The following is a 20,987-nucleotide window of genomic DNA, read 5'->3' as shown; positions in this document are numbered from 1 at the left end:
TCACCCCTTGTGGGTGGTGGAAAAAGGACGGGCGTGCGGGTGAGCCGCCGCTTAGGCTCGGCTCATGACCCCAGTCCAACCGGCCGGCGCCCTCACTCCGGAGGAGGCGCGGCACCTGCAGGAGAACCTCCGGGAACCGGTGCGCCCGGGGTTGAGCGAAGCCGAGCTCGACGACGTCGAGCACCGGTTCGGCTTCCGCTTCGCAGCGGACCACCGGACGTTCCTGTCCGCGGGCGTCCCGATCGGCGACCGCTGGCCCGACTGGCGCTGCGGTAACGCGGACCAGCTGCGCAAACGTTTGGCATGGCCAGTCGACGGCGTGCTGTACGACGTCGAGCACAACTCGTTCTGGCTCCCGGACTGGGGCACGCGCCCGGTCGGCCCGGAGGACGCGGTCCGCGAGGCCCGCCACCGCCTGGCCGGCGTGCCACAGCTGGTGCCGGTGTGCGGGCACCGCTACCTGCCGGGCCTCCCGGACACGGCGGGGTACCCGGTGCTGTCGGTGTACCAGACGGACATCATCGTGTACGGCTCCGACCTGCGCGATTACCTGCACCGCGAGTTCGCAACGGGCGGAATCAGCACGGCCCCACCAGACGGCCCCCGCTACATACCGTTCTGGTCCCGCTTCATCGACTAGCCTCAGCGGCCCGCTTCAGCCGGCTCAAGGTGGCGGCAATGTTGGCGGTGTTGGTTTGTTCACGGTCCCAGACACCGGTGACAGTGGAGGTGGCAACCTTGAACCAGGTCGGCCGCCGTTCCCACATGCTTTCGACAACGACGCAGCCGTCACCAACGGGTTCGAAGTCGTACTGCCACCGCGCAACGGGCAGCCCGCCAACGGAGGTGACCTCGAAGCCGAACCGGCACCCGGCATCCGCGTCGGTAATGGTGGAGAGGGTGCTCCAGCGACGAAAGCCACGCTGATTGCGCCCACGGAACCGAGCACCAACGGCGGGCCCTTGGAGGGCACCGACCCAGCGGTAACCGGCGTATTCCTCAGCGAGGCGGGAGAGCTTCCCGGGGTCGCTGACCAGGTCGTAGACGGCATGCGGAGTCGCGTCGATCTCAATCCGCCCGGTGGCGGTGGGTGCATTCACATACTGAGGGTATGTCGGCAGCGGCGGCCTGTCTCGCCCCATGGAGGAGCTGGGTGGTCATCCCGTCGCCTGAGGCCGTCAAATCACTTTGAGCCGGGCCCGCAACACACAGACCAGGCCAGAGGTGACAGCGCGAGGTTGCGGGCCCGGCTCAAAGTGATAGGCCTCAATGAGGCGACGGGATGACCACCCAGCGGCCCACCTCTCCAAGGTGAGATGACAGCGGCACGAAGGGTCATCCCGGAGCCTGCCCGTCCGGCGAGGACATTCTTTTGTCTTTTCGCCGAGACTCAGCTCTGCGGTGGCTCAGCTCTGCCGCGGCAGGGTGCGGGTCCGACCTCCCCCGCCCCTCCGGCGGGATTTTCAGCCGCCGCCCGGGTTTGTCAAGGCGGGAAAGATGCCTTGACAAACCCGACCGCCGACTGAAGGGACAGCTGGGATGAGGGGCGGGGGAGGCCTGGTGACGTCGTTGGTCACCTTCCGCTGCCGGCCACCGGTCCGCAGCGCCAACCCACACACCGACCCGCCGATCCACACACCCGCCGCCGGTCCGCCTGCGGCTGTACACAACCCCCGGCACCCAACCGCACCTGTGGACAACCCCCTCCGAGGCCACCGATACCGTCGGTCCCCTCCGCTACCGTGGAAAACGGGGGCTGCTCAGCTCTCCCGGCGCAACATCCGGCTCACACCCGCCGCCACGGTCGTCGCCAGAATCCAGCCAGACGCCGTGAACCCCGCCGCCACCCAGTTGTCCGTTCCGTGCATGTACCACCGTGACTTGTTGCCGAAGTCCACGATCGGGACCAGCAGATCCGCCGTGTAGATCACCGGGTTCCACTGCAGGCCCGTGTCCTGCTGGTTCACCACGCAGCGGTCGCCGTTGACCATGTACCTGCCGGACTTGTCGTGGATGCAGTCGTCCGAACCCAGGCCGAACCACAGGCTGCCCAGCACCAGCAGGGTCAGCAGCCAGCCCAGCGCGCGGACCGGGCGGTAGCCGTAGCCGACCATCGATCGCTGGAGCCAGCTCCACAGCCTTACTCCCGGGCCGAAGAACTTGAAACCACGCGCCAAAGCCTCGTACCTGAACTGCTGCTTGCGCAAAGCCACCGTCGACGCGTGCTCTTCGTTACCCGCCGCGCGGAGCATGTGGGCCAGCTGGTCGTACGGGCCCGGGCGGTAGCCGCGCATGGCCTTGCGGAGCATCTCTATCCGCTCGTCCAGCGCCTTGTCGTCGTCGAGGGGGATTCCCTTCTTCAGCGCGTCGTAGCGGAAGTCCTCCAGCTCGATGCCCGCCGAAGCTTCCCAGAACTGGTTGTTGTCGCTCAACGTTCCGCAGTGCGCGCGGCGCAGCACCACTCGGCCGGCCGGGGGTGCGCTCGGGGTCAGGATGAACTCGTCCGAGGCCACGTCGCCCGCGTCGAGGGCCACGTTGAACGGCGGGAAGGAGCCCAGCTGCGAGCCGCGCAGGTCCACTCGGCGTGCCACCTGGGCGCCGTCGAGGTTGACGCCGCCCTCGGCCACGAACGGGCGGCCGTTGTTGTCGCGCAGGGTCAGGTCGCGGCCGACCCGGCCCGTCCGGACGTCGAGGGAATAACTGCTGGTTGCGCGGCGGCCCGGGTCCGTCAGCCTGGTGCCCGCCAGGTTGATGCTGCCGCCGACGTCCACGCCCTGCAGGCGCAGCGTGCCGTGGATCGTGGCGTCCGTCAGCTGGAAGTTGCCCGCGATCTTCGACCGGCGGGCCGAGAACACGTCGCGGCCGGGGTGGCGGAACATCGAGTTCCAGGCCAGGAAGTTGCCGCCCACCGTGACGTCGGCCAGGCGCAGCTGGCCCGCCGGGACGCGCAGGCTCGTCGCCTCGATGTCGCCGCCGATTTCGGTTCCGTCCAGGTGCAGCGCGCGGTCGTAGTACGGGACCGTCTTGCCGCGCTCGACGCGGATCTCCGCGCCGGCCAGGCGCAGCGAGCCGCCGATGCGGGCGTTGACCATGCGCAACGTGCCCAGCGCCTGGAGGCCGTCGGACAGCTCGACGTTGCCGTCGACGCGCATCCGGTCCGCGACCAGCGCCGGGCGCGGGTCCAGGTACGGGTCGTTCGACTTCCACGCGTCGACGGCGATCGGGCCGTGCTGGGACACCGTCAGCTTGGCCTCGCGCAGCGAGATGTCGCTGTCCACCGTCGCGCTCGGCAGGTACATGATCCCCGTCGCGGAGAACCGTTTGCGCTGGCTGGCGGGCCCGTAGTTGTCCACCTCGCACAGCAGGCTGCCGCCGATGTGCAGGCCGTTGCCGTTGAGCGCGAAGCCGTCCGGGTTGTTCAGCGTGGCGCCCGAAAAGTTGACGTTACCGCCGGTCCGCAGGCCGGGGAGGCGGACTTCGCCGTTCGCGACCATCCGGTAGGCCAGCAACGCGCCGGTCAGCACCAGCCGGTCGGCCTGGATGGCCTTGCCGTGCGGGTGGGAGATCACCGTGCGGGTCAGCACCATCGACCCCTCGATCACCGCGTCGGTCAGGTTGACCGCGGCGTTCGGCATGCCACGCTCGCGGTCGTCGCCGCGCTGGACCGTCGTCTCCTCGATCTCGCGGACGTCGCCGTCGACCTGCACGACACTGCGGATCAGCCGGACGTCGTTGCGGCTGCGCATGTTGCGGGCCTTGAGCCCGGGCAGCCAGCACTTGCGGAACACCAGGCCCAGCAGGTTCGCCTCGCGCACGTCCGGCGGCTGCTCGAACCGGCAGCGCTCGAACCGGAACAGGTACTTCAGGTCCGCGGCCCGCAAGTCCAGCGTGCCGGTGATGTAGGCGTCCTCGACGTACACGATCGGGGCGTTCGTGGCCTGCCGCCGCCAGCGCATCAGGCCCGCGTTGCCCGGTTTCAGCAGTTCAGAGGCCTTGACCTCGTAACGGCGGTCCGGGATGCCGGCGAACGGGTCGAGCGGGGGCAACGCGCTTTCGGTCGTCAAAACGCCGGCCCCCTCCCGCCACCCTCTTTCAAACTAGCGAATCCACCCGGCTTTCGTCAGGCGTTCGGGTTGAGCACCCGGGCCAGGAACGACTTGGTCCGCTCCTCGCGCGGGCTCCCGATGACCCGCTCGGGCGGGCCCTCTTCGACGACGACCCCGCCGTCCATGAACAGGACCTTGTCCGCCACCTCGCGCGCGAACTGCATCTCGTGGGTGACGACGACCATGGTCATGCCGTCCTTCGCGAGCTGCTTCATCACGCCGAGGACGTCGCCGACGAGCTCCGGGTCCAGCGCGGACGTCGGCTCGTCGAACAGCATCAGCTTCGGCTCCATCGCCAGCGCCCGGGCGATCGCGACCCGCTGCTGCTGCCCGCCGGACAGCTGCGCCGGGTAGTTCTTCGCCTTGTCGGCCAGGCCGACGCGCTCCAGCAGGTCCAGCGCACGCTGCCGCACCTGGGCCTTCGGCTCGCGCCGGACCTGGATCGGCGCCTCCATGACGTTCTCGATCGCCGTCATGTGCGGGAAGAGGTTGAAGCGCTGGAACACCATGCCGATGTCCTTGCGCTGCATCGCCACCTCCTTCTCGCGCAGCTCGTGCAGCTTGTCACCGCGCTGCTGGTAGCCCACCAGCACGCCGTCGACGTAGAGCCGGCCGGCGTCGATCTTCTCGAGGTGGTTGATGCAGCGCAGCAGCGTCGACTTGCCCGAGCCGGACGGCCCGATCAGGCAGAGCACCTCCCGCTCGTGCACCTCGAGGTTGATGCCCTTGAGGACGTGGACGCTGCCGAAGCTCTTGTAGATCCGCTGCGCGGACACCACGGGCGTCATGTGACGTTCCCTCCACCCCGGCTGAACATCCGCGCCGCCCAGCCCTGCCGCTGGACCACGTCCCGCGAGGTCCCGCGCGCGAACCGCTTTTCGATCTGGATCTGGATCAGGGTCAGCACCGACGTCATGAACAGGTACCAGGCGGCCGCCGTGATCAGCAGCGGGACCGTCTTGTAGTTCTGCGAGTAGATGGTCTGCACCGCGACCATCAGCTCGAAGTACCCGATCGCCACGACCAGCGACGTCGTCTTGAGCATGGAGATCGTCTCGTTGCCGGTCGGCGGGATGATCACCCGCATCGCCTGCGGCAGGATGATCCGCCGCAGCGTCTTCGTCCGGCTCATGCCCAGCGCGCTCGCCGCTTCCAGCTGGCCCGAGTCGACCGACTGGATGCCACCCCGCACGATCTCCGCCATGTACGCGGCTTCGTTGAGCCCGAGGCCGAGCAGCGACGCGGTGAACTGCGTGATCAGCTGGTTGGTGTCCCAGCTGACGAACTCCGGCCCGAACGGGATGCCCAGGCCGAGGCGCGGGTAGGCCAGCGCCAGGAAGTTCCAGATCACCAGCTGCGTGATCAGCGGCGTGCCGCGGAACAGCCAGATGTAGATGCCCGCCGCGCCCGAGGTCAGCGGGTTCGGGGACAGCCGCATCACGGCCAGCAGGATGCCGCCGACGATCCCGATCAGCATCGAGATCACGGTCAGGATCAGGGTGTTCTGCAGGCCGCGCAGCACCCGGTCGTCGAACAGGTAGTCGCCGACGACCGGCCACTGCAGGGCGTCGTTCGTGATCACGCTGCGGACCACGATGAACGCGACGAAGAGGATGACCACCCCGGCCACCCAGCGCCCGTAGTGGCGCACCGGGACGGCCTTGATGGGCTCGGCTTCGATCGGCGCCTCGTCGGGAGGCGCTTCGGAGGAACTCACGAACTACGTCCTATCTCAGGAAGCCGGGTTGATCTCCGACTTGGTGACCGCGCCCGCGGCGTTGAGGCCCCACTTGTCCAGGATCTTCTTGTACGCGCCGCTGTCGATCAGCTTCTGGATCGCGCCCTGGACGGCCTTGCCGAAGTCACCGCTGTTCTTGGGCAGCACGATGCCGTACGGCGCCGTGTCGTACGGCGTGCCGACCGACTCGAGCTGGCCGTTGGTCTGCTTGACCGCGTAGTCGATGACCGGGGAGTCGGCCAGCTCGCCCTGGACGCGCTTGGCGGTGAGGGCCAGGTTGACGTCGGTCTGGGCCTGCAGCTGCGTCACCTCGATGGCGGGCTTGCCGGCGCCGGTGCAGGCGGCGTTCTTCTTGTCCAGGTCCTCGACCTGCGTGGTGCCCTTCTGGACGGCGACCTTCTTGCCGCACAGGTCGTCGACCTTCAGGCCGTCCGGGTTGCCCTTCAGCACGGCCAGCGAGGTGCCCGCGCTGTAGTAGGAGATCATGTCGACCGACTGCAGGCGCTCGGCGTTGATGCTGAACGACGACATCGCCAGCTCGTACTTCTTGGCGCCGATGCCGGGGATGATGCCGTCGAAGGCAGCGTTCTGGAAGTCCATCTGGACGCCGAGCACCTGGCCGATGGCGGTGCCGAGGTCGACGTCGAAGCCGGCCGGCTTGCCGCCGTCGACGAACTCGTTCGGCGGGTAGCTCTGGTCCTGTCCGACCACGATCTTGCCGTCGGACTTCACGTCGGCGGGCACCATGGCGGCCAGCGCGTCGTCCTTGGCGACCGCGCCCACGTCACCCGATCCGGTGCCCGGGGCAGCGGAGCTGCTGGAGCCGACGTTGCCCGCGCCGCTCCCTCCCGCGCCGCACGCCACGGTCAAGCCGACCAGGGCGAACGCAGGCAGCAGGGCGATCGCCTTGAGCTGGGTTCCTCGGGCCACGTCGTCACTCCTCGTAGTTCTCAGGTTCTGAGAGCACGCATATTGCCACTCATCCATACCAAAGCACAGCACCGTGAAGTTACAGCGATGTTTAGAGGAGCGCGCGAGTGTCGCGTCGGGAGCGCACGGTGAGCGAGGATGTCGACCATGAACGCGACCCCGCCCCGGCTGCCCCCGTCCGGTCGACGCGCGAGGAAGGCGACGACCAGCCGGATCACCCGGCCGGGGGCCCGGTTCGACGGCTACCTCTCGCCGGAGCGGCCGCACGCGGGCGCCTACGACGAGATGTTCGCCGCCGACGGCACGGTCCGCGGCCCGTACCGCGCGCTGTACGAGTCGATCGCGGCGCTCGACGCGCACGACCTGAACTCGCGGTCGCTCGCGCTGGACCGGGCGATGGTCGACCAGGGCATCACGTTCTCGCTGTCCGGGCAGGAGCGGCCGTTCCCGCTGGACCTGGTGCCGCGGGTGATCCAGGCGGCCGAGTGGACGAAGCTCGAACGCGGTGTCGCCCAGCGCGTCCGCGCCCTGGAGGCGTTCCTCGCCGACGTCTACGGCGACCGGCAGATCCTGCGCGACGGCGTGCTGCCGCGGCGGCTGATCACCTCGTGCGAGCACTTCCAGCGGGAGGCGTTCGGCATCAACCCGCCGAACGGCGTGCGCATCCACGTGTCCGGAGTGGACCTCGTGCGTGACGAAGAGGGCACGTTCCGCGTCCTGGAGGACAACCTGCGCAACCCGTCCGGGGTGTCGTACGTGATGGAGAACCGGCGCACGATGGCGCGGGTCTTCCCGGACCTGTTCGCGCAGCACCGCGTGCGACCGGTCGGCGACTACGCGTCGCACCTGCTGCGGGCGCTGCGCGCGGCGGCCGCGGCGAACGTCGCCGACCCGACCGTCGTCGTGCTCACCCCGGGCGTCTACAACTCGGCGTACTTCGAGCACTCGCTGCTGGCCCGCCTGATGGGCGTCGAGCTGGTCGAGGGCCGGGACATGTTCTGCCGCGACAACGTCGTCTACCTGCGGACCACCGAGGGTGAACGCCAGGTCGACGTCATCTACCGGCGGATCGACGACGAGTTCCTCGATCCGGTGCACTACCGGCCGGACTCCGTGCTCGGCGTGGCCGGCGTGCTGAACGCGGCCCGGGCGGGCAACGTCGTGGTCGCGAACGCCATCGGCAACGGCGTCGGCGACGACAAGCTCGTCTACACCTACGTGCCGGAGATGGTGAAGTACTACCTGAACGAGAAGCCGCTGCTGCCCAATGTGGACACCTTCCGGTGCTGGCTGCCGGACGAGTTCGACCACGTCATGGCCCACCTCGACGAGCTGGTCGTGAAGCCGGTCGAGGGCTCGGGCGGCTACGGGATCGTGTTCGGGCCGGAGGCGACACCGGCGGAGCTGGCGACGCTGCGGCGCAAGGTGCGCGCGAACCGGCGCGGCTGGATCGCGCAGCCGGTGGTCCAGCTCTCGACCGTCCCCGCGAAGGTGGAGGACCGGCTGGCGCCGCGGCACGTCGACCTGCGGCCGTTCGCCGTCAACGACGGCAAGGACATCTTCGTGCTGCCCGGCGGGCTGACCCGGGTGGCGCTGCCGGAGGGCAGCCTCGTCGTCAACTCCTCGCAGGGCGGCGGCTCGAAGGACACCTGGGTGCTGGCGTCCCGGGCGTCGACCGCCGAGCGCGAGCTGGAACAGCCGGCACTCGGCGTGATGTCCACTGTGGACGGCCTGGTCGCCGAGCAGGGGCCCGAGCTGTCGACGTCCCAGCAACAGCAGCAGCAACAGCAGAGCTAGGGAGGTTCGAATGCTGGCACGCAACGCGGAATCGCTGTACTGGATCGGCCGGTACGTCGAACGCGCCGACGACACCTCCCGCATCCTCAACGTCTCGGTCCACCAGCTGCTGGAAGACGCGACCGTCGACCCCGACCACGCCAGCCGGCAGCTGCTGGCCGTGCTGGGCATCGACCCGGCCGGCACGCAGGACCTCGACGTGTGGAAGCTGACCGAGCTGGTGGCGTACGGGAAGGACAACCCGGCGTCGATCGTCGGCTCGATCAACTCCGCGCGCGAGAACACGCGCGGCGCCCGCGAAGTCGTCTCGACCGAGCTGTGGGAATGCCTGAACGCGACGTGGAACGCGGTGCCCGACCGGCAGCGCTACGCCCGCCGCGCCGGCCCGCACGCGTTCCTGTCGTTCGTCGAGGAGCGCGCGGCGATGTTCGCCGGGCTCGCGGACTCGACGATGAGCCGCGACGACGGCTGGCTGTTCATGGTGCTCGGCCGCTCGATCGAACGCGCCGACATGGTCGTGCGGCTGCTGCTCTCGCGGGTCGCGGACCGCGCGTCCTCACCGGGCTGGATCACCGTGCTGCGCTCGGCCGGCGCCCAGGACACCTACCTGCGGACGTACCGGGGCGCGTTGGACGCCGGCCGCGTGGTGCAGTTCCTGTTGCGCGACACGCTGTTCCCGCGCTCGGTGTTCCACGCGCTGCGGCAGGCCGAGGAGTGCCTGCAGCGGCTCGACCCCGGCGGCGGCGCGCGCAGCAACGAGAAGTCCGAGGCGCTGCGCGAGCTCGGCCGGGCCCGCAGCGAGCTCGAGTTCCTCCGCCCGTCGGAGCTGCTCACCGACCTGCCGCGGCGGCTCGGCGCGCTGCAGACGTCGATCAAGGAGATCGGGGAAGCGGTCTCGATGCAGTACTTCAGCACGTCGCCGTGGGTGGCGTGGAGTGGCGCGGAGGTTTCGCTGTGACGTGGCAGCTGCGGGTGGCGCACCGGACCGGGTACCGGTACGCGACACCGGCGACGCAGTCCTACAACGAGGCCCGGCTGACCCCGCGCTCGGACCGCCGCCAGACGACGGTCGCGACGCGCATCGAGACGACCCCGGCCACCCGCGCCTACCGGTACACCGACTACTGGGGCACGGTCGTGACGTCGTTCGACCTCCACGCGCCGCACACGGAGTTCACCGTGCTGGCGACGTCGGTGGTCGAGACGGCGGACGAGGCCGAGCCGATCCGCACGGCGTCGTGGAAGGACCTGCGGTCGGAGACGGTGATCGACCACCGCACCGAGTACCTGACCCCGACCGACTACACCCCGCACGACACGACGCTGGCGCGCGAGGCCCGCGCCCTGCGCACCGGCCTGGACCCGGCGGACGCGGTCCTGGCCGTGTGCGAGTGGGTGAACCAGCAGCTCAAGTACCAGCCGGGCACGACCGGCGTCCACTCGACGGCGACGGACGCCTGGCAGGCGCGTGAAGGCGTGTGCCAGGACTTCGCGCACGTGACGCTGGTGATGCTGCGCGCGATCGGCGTCCCGGCGCGGTACGTGTCGGGGTACCTGCACACCAAGCCGGACGCGAAGCTCGGCGAGGTCGTCGAAGGCGAGTCCCACGCCTGGGTCGACGTCTGGACCGGCGGCTGGTGGGCTTACGACCCGACGAACGCGATCCCGGTCGGGCCGCGGCACGTGTGGGTGGCGATGGGCCGGGACTACGCGGACGTGGCGCCGCTGAAGGGGATCTTCACCGGTGGCGGGCAGTCCACATTGGACGTCTCGGTGCACCTGACCCGGCTGGCCTAGAGCAGGAAGGTGCCGCCCGCGGCCTCGGCCAGCCCGGCGCCGAACGCCGCCCCCGGCGTGTACGCGCCCGGCTTGCCTTCGCCGCGGGCGAGCCGGACCGCGGTTTCGGCCACGACCGCCGCGGTGAAGTCCATGGCCTCGCCCGCGCACAGCCAGCCTTCGCGCGTGGTGCCGTCGGGCCAGGTCACGACGGCGTGGCCCCACGAATGCGTGCGCGGGCGTGGCGCGGGCTTCGTGCGGACCGCGGCGAGCCGCCGGACGGCGAACCGGCGCACGACCGGGATCGCCACCAGCCGGCCGAGCAGGGGCACCAGTGCCCGGACCAGCGGCGAGACCGGCGCGAGTCCGGAGTAGACGGTGACGTCCGGCGTGCCGCTCGCGCGCCGGGCGGCGAGCAGCTCGCCCGAGGAAGCACCCGCCGCCGTCACCGATTCGCCGTCCGGCAGGGCGATGGTTCTCGGGGCCGCGCCGGGCTCGGCCGAGACGAGGGCGTCGACGATGCTGGCGGCCAGCGAGACCCCGACGGCGCCTTCTTCGACGGCGACGGACGCCAGCGCGTCGACCCGCACGGTGGCCGGCGTCGGCCGTCCTTCGCACAGCTTCACCACGACGGCCTCGGTGGCCAGGACGCCGAAGCCGACCCCGGTCAGGAACGTGCTGCCGCCGGCCTGGGCCTCTTCGTGCAGGTCGAGCAGCCGCGGGATGGCGACGAGGTCCGCGGCCAGGTCGAGGTAGTGGCCCCCGGGCAGGCCCGCGCGGGCGATCGCCGGGGCCGTCGCCGCGTACTCGCCGATCGTGTTGATGACGACCGCCGGCCGCTGCCGCCGGATTTCGGCCGCGATGGCGTCGGCACCGTCGGCGACGACGTACTTCGAGCCGGTCGCCGCCAGCCGGTCCCGGGTGCGGCCCACCAGCACGACCGGTACGTCCCGGCGCTCGAGTTCGGCGGTGACGGCCCGGCCGGTGCGGCCCAGGGCGCCGAGTACCCAGATCTCCATGGCTTCCTCCAGTGACGTCTCAGTGTGTCATCACCGAGGCTAGCATGTGATGACACACTGAGACGTCAGTTAGGGTGTGCCGTGGCCAGATGGGATCCCGGGACCGCGGACCGGCTGCGGAAAGCCGCGCTGGAGCTGTACGCCGAGCACGGGTACGACGCCGTGACGATCACGCAGATCGCCGAGCGCGCGGGGATCACGCGCCGCACGTACTTCCGCTACTTCCCCGACAAGCGCGAAGTCCTCTTCGCAGGCGCGGAGCAGCTACCGCCCGCGGTCGCCGAAGCCGTGCTCGCCGCCTCGGAAGGCGAGTCGCCGTTGCGCACGGCACTCGCCGCGCTGGCCGAGGTCGGCACGCAGGTGACGCAGCTCGTCGACCCGTCGCCCGAACGCCGGGCGGTCATCGCGGCCACGCCCGAGCTCCGCGAACGCGAGCGGAGCAAGGGCGCGGCGATCACGACAGCGATCCGAGACGCGCTCGGGCAGCGGGGAACACCGCCCGAGCTGGCGAAACCGGCGGCGCACGTCGCGGCGATCATCTTCGGCGACGCGTTCGACCGCTGGATCGACGCCGACGGCGCAGAGAGCTTCCCGGTCCACCTCGACGCGGCCGCCGCGGCGTTCCGGGAAGCCTGCCGCTAGCCGCGGGCGTGCGCGTCCAGGATGTGCGCGACGGCCTCGGTGACCTGCTGCGCGTAGTCCAGGTGCAGCCACTCGTCCGGCACGTGGATGTTCGAGTCGGCCCCGCACGCGCCGGTGACCAGGAACTGCGCCTCCGGGTACTTCCGCGAGAGCAGGCCCATGAACGGGATCGAGCCACCCATGCCGGTGGCGCGGTGGGGGCGGCCGAACACCTCGTCGCTGACCGTGCGCAGGGCCGTCGTCAGCCACGGCGACTCGGTCGGTGCGTTCCAGCCGTTCTCCGCCTGCGGCGAGTCGAGGGTCACCTTCGCGCCGTACGGGACGTCGGTGGTCAGGACGCGCTTCACGGCTTCGAGCGCCTTCTCGGCGTCGGCCGTCGGCGGGAGGCGGAAGCTCAACGTCAACGTTGTGCTCTCGCGCAGGACGTTGCCGGCGTCGGCGGGCTTCGGGAAGCCGTCGGCACCGATCACCGACAGCGTCGGGCGCCACGCGTTGTTGAGCATCAGCTCCAGCGCGTCTTCGGTGATCACGCGGCCGCCTTCGACCAGCGGGAACGCCTTCGACAACGCCTCCGGGAAGTCCTGCGAAACGGCCTTGAGCTCCGACAGCCGGTTCGCCGGGACCTCGACCTTGAGCTCGTCCAGCAGCAGCTCGCCGGTCTCGCTGTCCTCGAGGCGCTCGACCAGGTGCCGCAGGATCCGGAACGAGCTCGCGACGACGCCGGAAGCGACGCCGGAGTGCTGCGCCGAGCCCAGCAGCTGCACGGTGACGTCCAGGTGCAGCATCCCGCGCAGGCTGGTGACCAGCCACAACCGCTCGTAGTCGCTGCCGCCGGCGTCGAGGCAGACCACCAGCGAGACGTCACCGATGCGGCCGGCCAGGTGCTCGACGTAGGCGGGCAGGTCGGGGCTGCCGGACTCCTCGCCGGTCTCCAGCAGCAGCACGATCCGGGCGTGCTCGCCGCCGGCCGCGTGCACGGCTTCGATCGCCGTTGTCGCCGCGTAGCCGGAGTAGCCGTCGTCGACCGACCCGCGGCCGTACAGCCGGCCGTCGCGGATCACCGGGGTCCACGGGTCGAGGCCCTCGGACCAGCCGCCCACCGGGGGCTGCTTGTCGAGGTGGCCGTACATCAGGACGGTGCCCTTGTCCGCCGCGCCCGGGGTCGCCGGGACGTCGACGAGCAGCAGGGGGGTCCGGTCTTCGAGCCGGACGACCTCGAGGGTGGCGCCGGGCAGGTCACGCCCGGCGATCCACTCGCGGACGTGCTCGACGGCGGCGGCCAGGTGCCCGCTCTTCGCCCACTCGGCGTCGAAGGCCGGGGACAAGGCGGGGATCGCCACCAGCCCGGACAGGCTCGGGATGACGTCGTTGGTCCACGACGACACGACGGATTCACGCACGGATTTCTGCTCCACACCGCCATCGTGCCACGGGGGTACGACAGTGCCGCACATCACAGCTCCGCCTCACGCCTCGTGAGTGGTAAGGCGGGTTAGAACGCGCCTTACCACTCACGAGCCTGGTGAGCGCTGGCGGTGATCCCCAACTCTCGTAGTTCCGACGCTCGGGCTTCCTAGCGTTTCCCCTGTTCAGCACGGGTTTCTCAGCAACAAATCAGCAACCGCGTCTCACCACGACGACGACCTTCGTGCCAGGATGTCCGCGTGAACCGTCAACGCCGACGGTGACTGAGCGCTTCGGACCCGACGCGCTGGTCCCCGCCGGTGCAGTCGCTGTGGTCGCCACAAGCGGCCGCCAGAGGCACCGACACCGAGGAGTACTGCGCATGCCGTCCGAACAGTGGACGCACCCGGAGCCCGGCGACGGGCCGGCCGCGGTAGCGGCCCAGCCGTCCCCCGAGCAGGTGATCGCCGGGTTGCGAGCGACGAGCGAAGGTGGCGCTGAGCTGACTCAGCTGCTCACCCCCGAAGGCGAACGGGTTCCGTCGCCCCAGTTCGACAAGTACGTCGACGACATCGACGCCGAAGCGCTCCGCGGCCTCTACCGCGACATGGTGCTGGTCCGGCGGGCCGACCGCGAAGCGAACGCCATGCAGCGCCAGGGCCAGCTGGGCATCTGGGTCCCGCTGCTCGGCCAGGAGGCCGCGCAGATCGGCTCCGGCCGGGCCCTCAAGACCGGCGACATGGCATTCCCCAGCTACCGCGAGCACGGCGTCGCGTACACGCGCGGCGTCGACATGAAGGACCTGCTGGGCATCTTCCGCTGCACCGACCACAGCGGCTGGGACTACCAGGGCACCGGCTTCCACCCGTACACCATCGTGATCGGCAACCAGGTGCTCAACGCCGCCGGTTACGCGATGGGCCAGAAGTTCGAGGGCAAGGTCGGCGACGACGACGGCGAAGCGACCATCTGCTACTTCGGTGACGGAGCGACTTCGCAGGGCGATGTCCACGAAGGGTTCGTCTGGGCCGCCGTCTACGACGCGCCGCTGGTGTTCTTCTGCCAGAACAACCAGTGGGCGATCTCCGAGCCGACCGAGCGCCAGTCGCGCCTGCCGCTGTACCAGCGCGCCCGCGGCTACGGCTTCCCCGGCATCCGCGTCGACGGCAACGACGTCCTGGCCTGCCTCGCGGTGTCCCGCTGGGCGCTCGACGAGTGCCGGCACGGCAACGGACCGGTCCTGATCGAGGCGTTCACCTACCGGATGGACGCGCACACGACGACCGACGACCCCACCCGCTACCGGCTCTCCGACGAGCTGGAGGAGTGGAAGCTCAAGGACCCGATCGAGCGCGTCCGGGCGTTCCTGGCCCGCAACGGCGGCGCCGACCACGACTTCTTCGACCAGGTCCAGGCCGAGGCCGACGCCTTCGCCGCCGACCTGCGCGAGTACACGTTCAACATGCCGGAACCCCCGCCGGAGCGGATCTTCAGCAACGTCTACGCCGAGGGCAACCCGGTGCTGGACGCGCAGCGCGAAGAGTTCCTGTCCTACCTCGACGGCTTCGTATCGGCGGGTGAGCACTGATGACCGACCTCCAGAAACTCACCATCGGCAAGGCCCTCAACCAGGGCCTGCGGCGCGCGATGGAAGAGGACCCCAAGGTCCTGATCATGGGCGAGGACGTCGGCAAGCTCGGCGGCGTCTTCCGGATCACCGACGGCCTGCAGAAGGACTTCGGCGAGCAGCGCGTGCTGGACACGCCGCTGGCGGAGTCCGGCATCATCGGCACCGCGGTCGGCCTGGCCGTGCGCGGCTTCCGGCCGGTGTGCGAGATCCAGTTCGAGGGCTTCATCTTCCCCGGCTTCGACCAGATCTCCTCGCAGCTGGCGAAGTTGCACTACCGGACGCAGGGCAAGATCAAGATGCCGGTCGTGATCCGGGTGCCGTTCGGCGGCGGGATCGGTGCGGTCGAGCACCACTCGGAGTCGCCGGAGTCGCTGTTCGCGCACATCCCGGGCCTCAAGGTCGTGTCGATTTCGAACGCCGTCGACGCCTACTGGGGCATCCAGCAGGCGATCAAGTCCGACGACCCGGTGCTGTTCTTCGAGCCGAAGCGGCTGTACCACTCGGGTGCGCTGCGCGCGGAGATCGACGTGGCCGGAACCCCGGTCCCGTGCTTCTCGTCGCAGGTCGTGCGCGAAGGCACGACGGCGACCGTGGTCGCGTACGGCCCGTCGGTGAAGGTCGCCCTCGACGCGGCCGCCGCGGCCGAGGACGAAGGCAAGTCCCTCGAGGTCATCGACCTGCGCACGCTCTCGCCGCTGGACCTCGGCCCGGTGTTCGAGTCGGTGCGCAAGACCGGACGGCTGATCGCGCTCTCGGAGGCGCCGTCGGAGTCGTCGCTGACGTCGGAGATCGCCGCGCGCGTCCAGCAGGAGTGCTTCTACTCGCTGGAAGCGCCCGTCCTCCGGGTGACCGGGTTCGACACGCCGTACCCGCCGGCCAAGCTCGAGGAGCACTACCTCCCCGACCTGGACCGGGTGCTGCACGCCGTCGACCGCTCGCTCGCCTGGTAAGGGGGATATCCGCGCAATGCCCACGTACAAACAGTTTCCCCTGGCCGACACGGCGGAGGGGCTGACCGAAGCCGACATCCTGTCCTGGCACGTGAAGCCGGGCGACACCGTGACGGTGAACCAGATCGTGGTCGAGATCGAGACCGCGAAGGCCGCCGTGGAGCTGCCGATCCCGTGGGCCGGGGTCGTCACGGAGCTGCACGTCGAGCCGGGTCAGACGGTGGAGGTCGGGACGCCGATCCTGACCATCGACGTCGACCCGGGTGGCGCTGCCGCACCCGCGCCTGCCGCTGCTGCTCCTGCTTCGGCTCCGGCCGAGGAAGAGGAGATGAAGCCGCTGGTCGGCTACGGCTCGAAGGCCGTCGTCACGCAGCGGCGGGCCCGGAAGGGTGCTGCTCCGGCGGCTCCCGCTGCCGCTGCCGCCGTCGCTGCTCCTCCGGCGCCCGTGCCTGCTCCGGCTCCGGTTGCTCCGCGCGGTGGGTACGTCCCGCTGGCAAAGCCGCCGGTGCGGAAGCTCGCGAAGGACCTCGGCGTCGACCTGCACGCGCTCACCGGGACCGCGTCCGGTGGCGTGATCACCCGCGAGGACGTGGAACGGGCCGCCAACGGAGCTCCGGTCGTCGCGCCCGTTGTGGCAGACAGCGGCTCCCGCGAGCGGCGCGTGCCGATCAAGGGCGTCCGCAAGATGACGGCGGCCGCGATGGTGCAGAGCGCGTACACCGCTCCGCACGTCACGGAGTTCCTGACCATCGACGTCACGCCGATGATGGAGTTCCGCGAGAAGCTGAAGAAGTCGCGCGAGTTCGCCGGGGTCAAGGTCACGCCGCTGACGTTCGCGGCGAAGGCCGTGTGCCTGGCGGCGAAGCGCACGCCGGATATCAACGCGGTGTGGGACGAGGCCGCGCAGGAGATCGTCTTCAAGGACTACGTGCACCTCGGGATCGCCGCGGCCACCCCGCGCGGCCTGATCGTGCCCAAGGTCCGGGACGCCGACGCGATGTCGCTGAAGGAGCTGGCTGTCGCGTTGACGCAGCTCACGGACGTGGCTCGCGAGGGCAAGACGTCCCCGGCGGACATGGCGAACGGCACGATCACGATCACCAACGTCGGCGTCTTCGGCGTCGACACGGGTACGCCGATCATCAACCCCGGCGAGTCCGCGATCCTGTGCCTCGGCGCGATCAAGGACCAGCCGTGGGTCGTGGACGGCGAGATCAAGGTCCGGAAGGTGCTCCAGCTGTCGCTGAGCTTCGACCACCGCGTGGTCGACGGCCAGCAGGGTTCGGAGTTCCTCGCCGACGTCGGCGCTCTCCTGGCCGACCCGGCGATGGCCATGACGTACTGAGTTTCCGCAGGTGAGGGCCGTCTTCGGGCGGCCCTCACGTTTTCTCATTTGACGGAGTGAGCGCTCACTCCGCACACTGGTGGCATGACACCAGCACCCGAGACCCGGCGCAGAGCGCCGAGCATGAGCGCCGAAGACCGGCGCGCCATGATCGTGCACGCGGTGCTGCCGCTCCTGATGGAGCACGGCACCAACGTGACCACCAGCCAGATCGCCCGCGCCGCCGGCATCGGCGAGGGCACCATCTTCCGCGCGTTCAAGGACAAGGACGAGCTCTTCGACGCCTGCACCGCGGAGGCGCTGCGGCCCGACCACGCCCTCGACGCGATCGCCGACATCCCCCAGGACCAGCCCCTGGCCGACCGGCTCGTCGAGGCCGCCGAAGCGCTCGGCGCCCACCTCGAGCGGATGGGGGCGCTGATGGGCGCCCTGCACGCGTCGGGACGGCACAAGCTGCGTGACCCCGAGCAGCGGCTGAAGGAGCGCCGCGGCTCCTGGAAGAGCGGCCGCCGCGAGTCGATGACCGCCATGCGCGGGGCGATCGTCGACCTGTTCACCCCCGAGAAGGACCGGCTGCGGCTGCCGCCCGAGCAGCTCGCAGCGTTGTTCCTGGCCCTGCTCTTCGGCGGCCGCCCGATGGCCGCGGACGGCGACGCGCCCACCACGCGCCAGGTGGTCGACGTCTTCCTGCACGGCGCCGTGGAGGCCCCGTGATCCCGGGCGGTGGGGGCGGCATGGAGTTCATGCTGGCGCGGCGAGGAAGACGGCGGCACGCCGTGACGGTGCCGGAGAGCGGGCTCACCGGGCCCGTCGACATCCCGGAACCTAAGCAGGAGGACCAGCCGAAGGACCTGCGGTCGCGGCTGTCGCGCGCGAAGACGTCCATCGCGGGCACGGTCCGCGGCCTGCCGAAGGTCGTGAAGCTGACCTGGCAGGCGAGCCCGGTCCTGACGATCCTGTTGGCGCTGATCACGCTGTTGTCGGGGCTGCTGCCCACCGTGACCGCGTACGTCGCGAAGCTGCTGCTGGACGCCGTCGTCGCGGCGATCCAGCACCGCGGCACGACGGCCGACATCGTGAACGTGGCCTTGTTCCAGTTCGGCGTGCTCGCGGCGACGGCGATCAGCAGCGCGATGACGTCGATCGCGCAGTCGCTGCTGCAGGAACGCATGACGCTGACCATCCGCCACCAGGTGATGGCGCACGCGAGCGAACTGCACCTGGCGTACTTCGAGGGATCGGCGTCCTACGACATGCTGCGCCAGGCCGCGCAGGAGGCGCCGACGCGGCCGCTGTCGATGATGAACTCCGCGCTGGGGCTGGTGCGGACGCTGATCACGTTCGGCAGCATGATCGCGCTGCTCGTCTCGATCAGCCCGCTGCTGGCCCTGGTCGCGCTCGTGGCGCCGATCCCGGCGTTCATCTCGCAGTCCAAGTACGGCTCGCGCGCGTTCTGGCTGACGTTCCTGATGTCGCCGATCAAGCGGCGGATGGACTACCTGTCGTCGCTGGTCACGACGGACACGTACGCGAAGGAGACGAAGCTGTTCGGGCTCGGCCCGTACTTCGTCGACCGGTTCCGCCGGCTGGGTCTCGTGTCGTACGAGCGCCAGCGGAAGCTGACGATCAACCGCAACGTCAGCTCGACGGCCTGGGGGCTGCTGAGCACGCTCGCGGGCTCGGCGATCGCCCTGTACATCGCCCTGGAGGCGGTCGGCGGGCGGCTCACGCTGGGCGACCTGGCGCTGTACACGGCCGCGGCGACGTCCGTGCAGGCGTCGGTGTCCGGGCTGTTCACGGCGTTTTCCGGGATGTACGAGAACAATCTGTACCTCGACACGCTGTACCGCTTCCTGGACACGAAGCCGGAGATCACGGCGCCGGCCGCGCCGCGCCCGATGCCGTCCACTGTGGAGGGTCACATCGAGTTCGACTCGGTGACGTTCGCGTACCCGGGCGCGGAGGAGCCGGCGCTGGAGGACGTCAGCTTCGAGATCCGCCCGGGCGAAACGGTGGCGGTGGTGGGCCGCAACGGCGCGGGCAAGTCGACGCTGTTCAAACTCCTCTGCCGGTTGTACGACCCGACGTCCGGCCGGATCCTGCTGGACGGTGTCGACATCCGCGAGTACGACCCCGACGAGCTGCGCACGCGGATCAGCGCGATGTTCCAGGACTACGTGACGTACCAGGGAACGGCGGCGGAGAACATCGGCCTGGGCGACCTTTCCCGCCTGGAAGACCGTCCCCACATCGAGGATTCGGCCCGCCGGGCGGGAGCGGACGAGCGCATCGAGCGGCTGCCGTCGGGCTACGACAGCCCGCTGGGGCGGTGGTTCGACCAGGGTGTTTCGTTGTCCGGCGGGGAGTGGCAGAAGATCGCGCTGGCGCGGGCGTTCCAGCGCGAGGCACCCCTTTTGATCTTGGACGAGCCGACGTCGGCGCTGGACGCGCAGGCCGAGCACGATTTGTTCTCGCGGTTGCGTTCGCTGTCCGAGGGCCGGACCACGTTGTACATCTCGCACCGGTTCTCGACGGTGCGGCAGGCGGAGCGGATCCTGCTGCTGGACCACGGGAAGGTGGCGGAGTACGGGACGCACGAGGAGCTGATGGCGGCGAAGGCGGGGTACGCGGAGTTGTTCACGCTGCAGGCGCAGGCGTACCTGGACGAGGTGCCGAGCTAGGGGATGAGCACGACCTTGCCGACCCCTTCGCGGCTCTCGACGCGCACGTGCGCCGCGGCGGCGTCGGCGAGGGGGTAGGTGCGGTCGATGACGGGGGTGAGCGTGCCGTCCGCGACGAGGCCGAGCGCCTCGGCGCGGCCGGCCGCAACCCGCTTGCCGTAGGCGTCCGGCCCGCCGAAACCGATCAGGGTCAGGCCGCGCGCGATCAGGCCGGTGACGGGGTAGACCGGGAATTCGCCGCTGAGCGAGCCGTAGGCGAGGATCCGGCCGTACGGCGCGAGTTTCGCGGTGAGCTCGGCCGCGCGCGGGCCTCCGATCGATTCGAAGACGACGTCGATGCCGTGGGGCACCCGCTGCCGCCAGTCCGGGTCGCGGTGATCGATGTCGGCCTCGTCGTTCCCGGCGGTGGTGACGACCCGGGCGCCTTGTCGCTCGGCCAGCCGGACCAGATACCCGCCGATGGCCCCGGACGCGGCCTCGACCAGCACGGTTTCACCGGCTTTGACATCCGCGGCGGCCATCAGACCGAGCGCCACGGAGGCCGGAACGGCCGCGGCGACGGCCACCTCGGGCGTGAGCTCGTCGGGCACGAGCGTGTAGTGGCTCGCGGCGACGACCTCGGCGTACGCCCCGCCGGTGTAGGACATGGTGACGACCCTTTTGCCTCTGATGTCGAGGTCGTCGGCGTCGAGCACGATCCCGGCGGCCTCGTGCCCGAAGACGCCCGGCGGACCGGCCGGGATCAGCCCGGACCGCAGCTGGGTCTCGTAGAACGGCACCCCGACGGCCTCGGTCCGGACCAGCACTTCGCCGGGTCCCCGCGTCGGTTCGGGCCGGTCCTCGACCCGGAGCACGTCCGGACCACCCGTGCCGTGCTGCACCACTGCGCGCATCGTTTCCCCTAACTGGACCATCGGTCAACTTATGCTGGCCTACTATATGGACCGACGGTCAAGTTGTCGAGGGAGT

18 protein-coding genes are annotated in these 20,987 nt (G+C 70.1%); 10 read left to right on the top strand and 8 right to left on the bottom strand.

All coding sequences use genetic code 11. The annotated features are described in order from the left end of the window. Positions 1 to 64: 64 nt before the first annotated feature. Positions 65 to 640, top strand: a complete 576-nt coding sequence (locus tag ABZW17_RS09435) for a hypothetical protein (RefSeq protein ID WP_354811399.1) — start codon at positions 65 to 67, stop codon at positions 638 to 640. Here ABZW17_RS09435 and ABZW17_RS09430 read toward each other — a convergent pair. The 5 genes from ABZW17_RS09430 to ABZW17_RS09410 form a co-directional block, all read right to left on the bottom strand. Next, positions 630 to 1,100 (bottom strand): SRPBCC family protein, encoded by a 471-nt coding sequence (locus ABZW17_RS09430; protein ID WP_354811397.1) that lies wholly within the window; start codon positions 1,098 to 1,100, stop codon positions 630 to 632. The two genes, ABZW17_RS09435 and ABZW17_RS09430, sit on opposite strands and share 11 nt — an antisense overlap. 660 nt (positions 1,101 to 1,760) lie before the next feature. After that, positions 1,761 to 4,064 (bottom strand): oxidoreductase, encoded by a 2,304-nt coding sequence (locus ABZW17_RS09425; RefSeq protein WP_354811395.1) that lies wholly within the window; start codon positions 4,062 to 4,064, stop codon positions 1,761 to 1,763. Between the two features lie 56 nt (positions 4,065 to 4,120). Continuing rightward, positions 4,121 to 4,894: an amino acid ABC transporter ATP-binding protein gene (locus ABZW17_RS09420; RefSeq protein WP_354811393.1), complete on the bottom strand. Its 774-nt coding sequence runs from the start codon at positions 4,892 to 4,894 to the stop codon at positions 4,121 to 4,123. Next, positions 4,891 to 5,823, bottom strand: a complete 933-nt coding sequence (locus ABZW17_RS09415) for an amino acid ABC transporter permease (RefSeq protein ID WP_354811391.1) — start codon at positions 5,821 to 5,823, stop codon at positions 4,891 to 4,893. The genes ABZW17_RS09420 and ABZW17_RS09415 overlap by 4 nt, the downstream gene beginning before the upstream one ends. Positions 5,824 to 5,838: 15 nt before the next feature. Next, positions 5,839 to 6,774, bottom strand: coding sequence for an ABC transporter substrate-binding protein (locus tag ABZW17_RS09410; RefSeq protein WP_354811389.1), 936 nt, complete (start codon positions 6,772 to 6,774; stop codon positions 5,839 to 5,841). Between the two features lie 138 nt (positions 6,775 to 6,912). Here ABZW17_RS09410 and ABZW17_RS09405 point away from each other — a divergent pair, with 138 nt between their 5' ends. Genes ABZW17_RS09405 through ABZW17_RS09395 form a run of 3 tightly spaced genes read left to right on the top strand, consistent with a single transcriptional unit; the run spans position 6,913 to position 10,368 of the window. Next, on the top strand, positions 6,913 to 8,571 hold the full coding sequence (locus tag ABZW17_RS09405; protein WP_354811387.1) for a circularly permuted type 2 ATP-grasp protein: 1,659 nt from the start codon (positions 6,913 to 6,915) through the stop codon (positions 8,569 to 8,571). 10 nt (positions 8,572 to 8,581) lie between these two features. Then, positions 8,582 to 9,529 carry an alpha-E domain-containing protein gene (locus tag ABZW17_RS09400; protein WP_354811385.1) on the top strand — a complete coding sequence of 316 codons (948 nt, stop codon included), beginning with the start codon at positions 8,582 to 8,584 and terminating at the stop codon, positions 9,527 to 9,529. Next, positions 9,526 to 10,368: a transglutaminase family protein gene (locus ABZW17_RS09395; RefSeq protein WP_354811383.1), complete on the top strand. Its 843-nt coding sequence runs from the start codon at positions 9,526 to 9,528 to the stop codon at positions 10,366 to 10,368. The genes ABZW17_RS09400 and ABZW17_RS09395 overlap by 4 nt, the downstream gene beginning before the upstream one ends. Here ABZW17_RS09395 and ABZW17_RS09390 read toward each other — a convergent pair. Next, positions 10,365 to 11,366: a saccharopine dehydrogenase NADP-binding domain-containing protein gene (locus tag ABZW17_RS09390; protein WP_354811381.1), complete on the bottom strand. Its 1,002-nt coding sequence runs from the start codon at positions 11,364 to 11,366 to the stop codon at positions 10,365 to 10,367. The genes ABZW17_RS09395 and ABZW17_RS09390 overlap by 4 nt on opposite strands. 81 nt (positions 11,367 to 11,447) lie before the next feature. Here ABZW17_RS09390 and ABZW17_RS09385 point away from each other — a divergent pair, with 81 nt between their 5' ends. Continuing rightward, the gene (locus tag ABZW17_RS09385) at positions 11,448 to 12,008 is read left to right on the top strand and encodes a TetR family transcriptional regulator (protein WP_354811379.1); all 561 of its coding nucleotides are present in this window, start codon (positions 11,448 to 11,450) and stop codon (positions 12,006 to 12,008) included. Here ABZW17_RS09385 and ABZW17_RS09380 read toward each other — a convergent pair. Continuing rightward, complete coding sequence (locus tag ABZW17_RS09380; RefSeq protein ID WP_354811377.1) at positions 12,005 to 13,423, bottom strand: M20/M25/M40 family metallo-hydrolase; 1,419 nt, start codon at positions 13,421 to 13,423, stop codon at positions 12,005 to 12,007. The genes ABZW17_RS09385 and ABZW17_RS09380 overlap by 4 nt on opposite strands. 371 nt (positions 13,424 to 13,794) lie before the next feature. Here ABZW17_RS09380 and pdhA point away from each other — a divergent pair, with 371 nt between their 5' ends. The 5 genes from pdhA to ABZW17_RS09355 all read left to right on the top strand — a co-directional run bounded on the left by pdhA (position 13,795) and on the right by ABZW17_RS09355 (position 20,018). After that, entirely contained in the window at positions 13,795 to 15,000 is a 1,206-nt protein-coding gene (gene pdhA, locus ABZW17_RS09375) for a pyruvate dehydrogenase (acetyl-transferring) E1 component subunit alpha (RefSeq protein WP_354811375.1), read from the top strand. Beyond that, positions 15,000 to 15,992, top strand: coding sequence for an alpha-ketoacid dehydrogenase subunit beta (locus ABZW17_RS09370; RefSeq protein WP_354811373.1), 993 nt, complete (start codon positions 15,000 to 15,002; stop codon positions 15,990 to 15,992). Before pdhA ends, ABZW17_RS09370 begins: the two co-directional genes overlap by 1 nt. 16 nt (positions 15,993 to 16,008) lie before the next feature. Further along, on the top strand, positions 16,009 to 17,337 hold the full coding sequence (locus ABZW17_RS09365) for a dihydrolipoamide acetyltransferase family protein (RefSeq protein ID WP_354811371.1): 1,329 nt from the start codon (positions 16,009 to 16,011) through the stop codon (positions 17,335 to 17,337). A 123-nt stretch (positions 17,338 to 17,460) separates the two neighbouring features. Then, on the top strand, positions 17,461 to 18,051 hold the full coding sequence (locus ABZW17_RS09360; protein ID WP_354811506.1) for a TetR family transcriptional regulator: 591 nt from the start codon (positions 17,461 to 17,463) through the stop codon (positions 18,049 to 18,051). A gap of 20 nt (positions 18,052 to 18,071) precedes the next feature. After that, entirely contained in the window at positions 18,072 to 20,018 is a 1,947-nt protein-coding gene (locus ABZW17_RS09355; protein WP_354811369.1) for an ABC transporter ATP-binding protein, read from the top strand. On the opposite strand, the gene ABZW17_RS09350 is transcribed toward ABZW17_RS09355, so the two are convergent. Further along, positions 20,015 to 20,911: a zinc-binding dehydrogenase gene (locus ABZW17_RS09350; RefSeq protein ID WP_354811367.1), complete on the bottom strand. Its 897-nt coding sequence runs from the start codon at positions 20,909 to 20,911 to the stop codon at positions 20,015 to 20,017. The two genes, ABZW17_RS09355 and ABZW17_RS09350, sit on opposite strands and share 4 nt — an antisense overlap. Positions 20,912 to 20,987: the final 76 nt, after the last annotated feature.

It is taken from the genome of Amycolatopsis sp. NPDC004625 (genome assembly GCF_040609695.1).
Lineage (GTDB): Bacteria > Actinomycetota > Actinomycetes > Mycobacteriales > Pseudonocardiaceae > Amycolatopsis.
This window is presented reverse-complemented; position numbering and strand designations above follow the sequence as displayed.

What these genes read in the sequence shown, in the direction of transcription:
- ABZW17_RS09435 (WP_354811399.1), top strand. Translation starts at nt 65, where the DNA reads ATGACCCCAGTCCAACCGGCCGGCGCCCTCACTCCGGAGGAGGCGCGG.
- ABZW17_RS09420 (WP_354811393.1), bottom strand. Translation starts at nt 4,894, where the DNA reads ATGACGCCCGTGGTGTCCGCGCAGCGGATCTACAAGAGCTTCGGCAGC.
- ABZW17_RS09405 (WP_354811387.1), top strand. Translation starts at nt 6,913, where the DNA reads ATGTCGACCATGAACGCGACCCCGCCCCGGCTGCCCCCGTCCGGTCGA.
- ABZW17_RS09400 (WP_354811385.1), top strand. Translation starts at nt 8,582, where the DNA reads ATGCTGGCACGCAACGCGGAATCGCTGTACTGGATCGGCCGGTACGTC.
- ABZW17_RS09390 (WP_354811381.1), bottom strand. Translation starts at nt 11,366, where the DNA reads ATGGAGATCTGGGTACTCGGCGCCCTGGGCCGCACCGGCCGGGCCGTC.
- pdhA (WP_354811375.1), top strand. Translation starts at nt 13,795, where the DNA reads ATGCCGTCCGAACAGTGGACGCACCCGGAGCCCGGCGACGGGCCGGCC.
- ABZW17_RS09370 (WP_354811373.1), top strand. Translation starts at nt 15,000, where the DNA reads ATGACCGACCTCCAGAAACTCACCATCGGCAAGGCCCTCAACCAGGGC.
- ABZW17_RS09365 (WP_354811371.1), top strand. Translation starts at nt 16,009, where the DNA reads ATGCCCACGTACAAACAGTTTCCCCTGGCCGACACGGCGGAGGGGCTG.
- ABZW17_RS09360 (WP_354811506.1), top strand. Translation starts at nt 17,461, where the DNA reads ATGAGCGCCGAAGACCGGCGCGCCATGATCGTGCACGCGGTGCTGCCG.
- ABZW17_RS09355 (WP_354811369.1), top strand. Translation starts at nt 18,072, where the DNA reads ATGGAGTTCATGCTGGCGCGGCGAGGAAGACGGCGGCACGCCGTGACG.
- ABZW17_RS09350 (WP_354811367.1), bottom strand. Translation starts at nt 20,911, where the DNA reads ATGCGCGCAGTGGTGCAGCACGGCACGGGTGGTCCGGACGTGCTCCGG.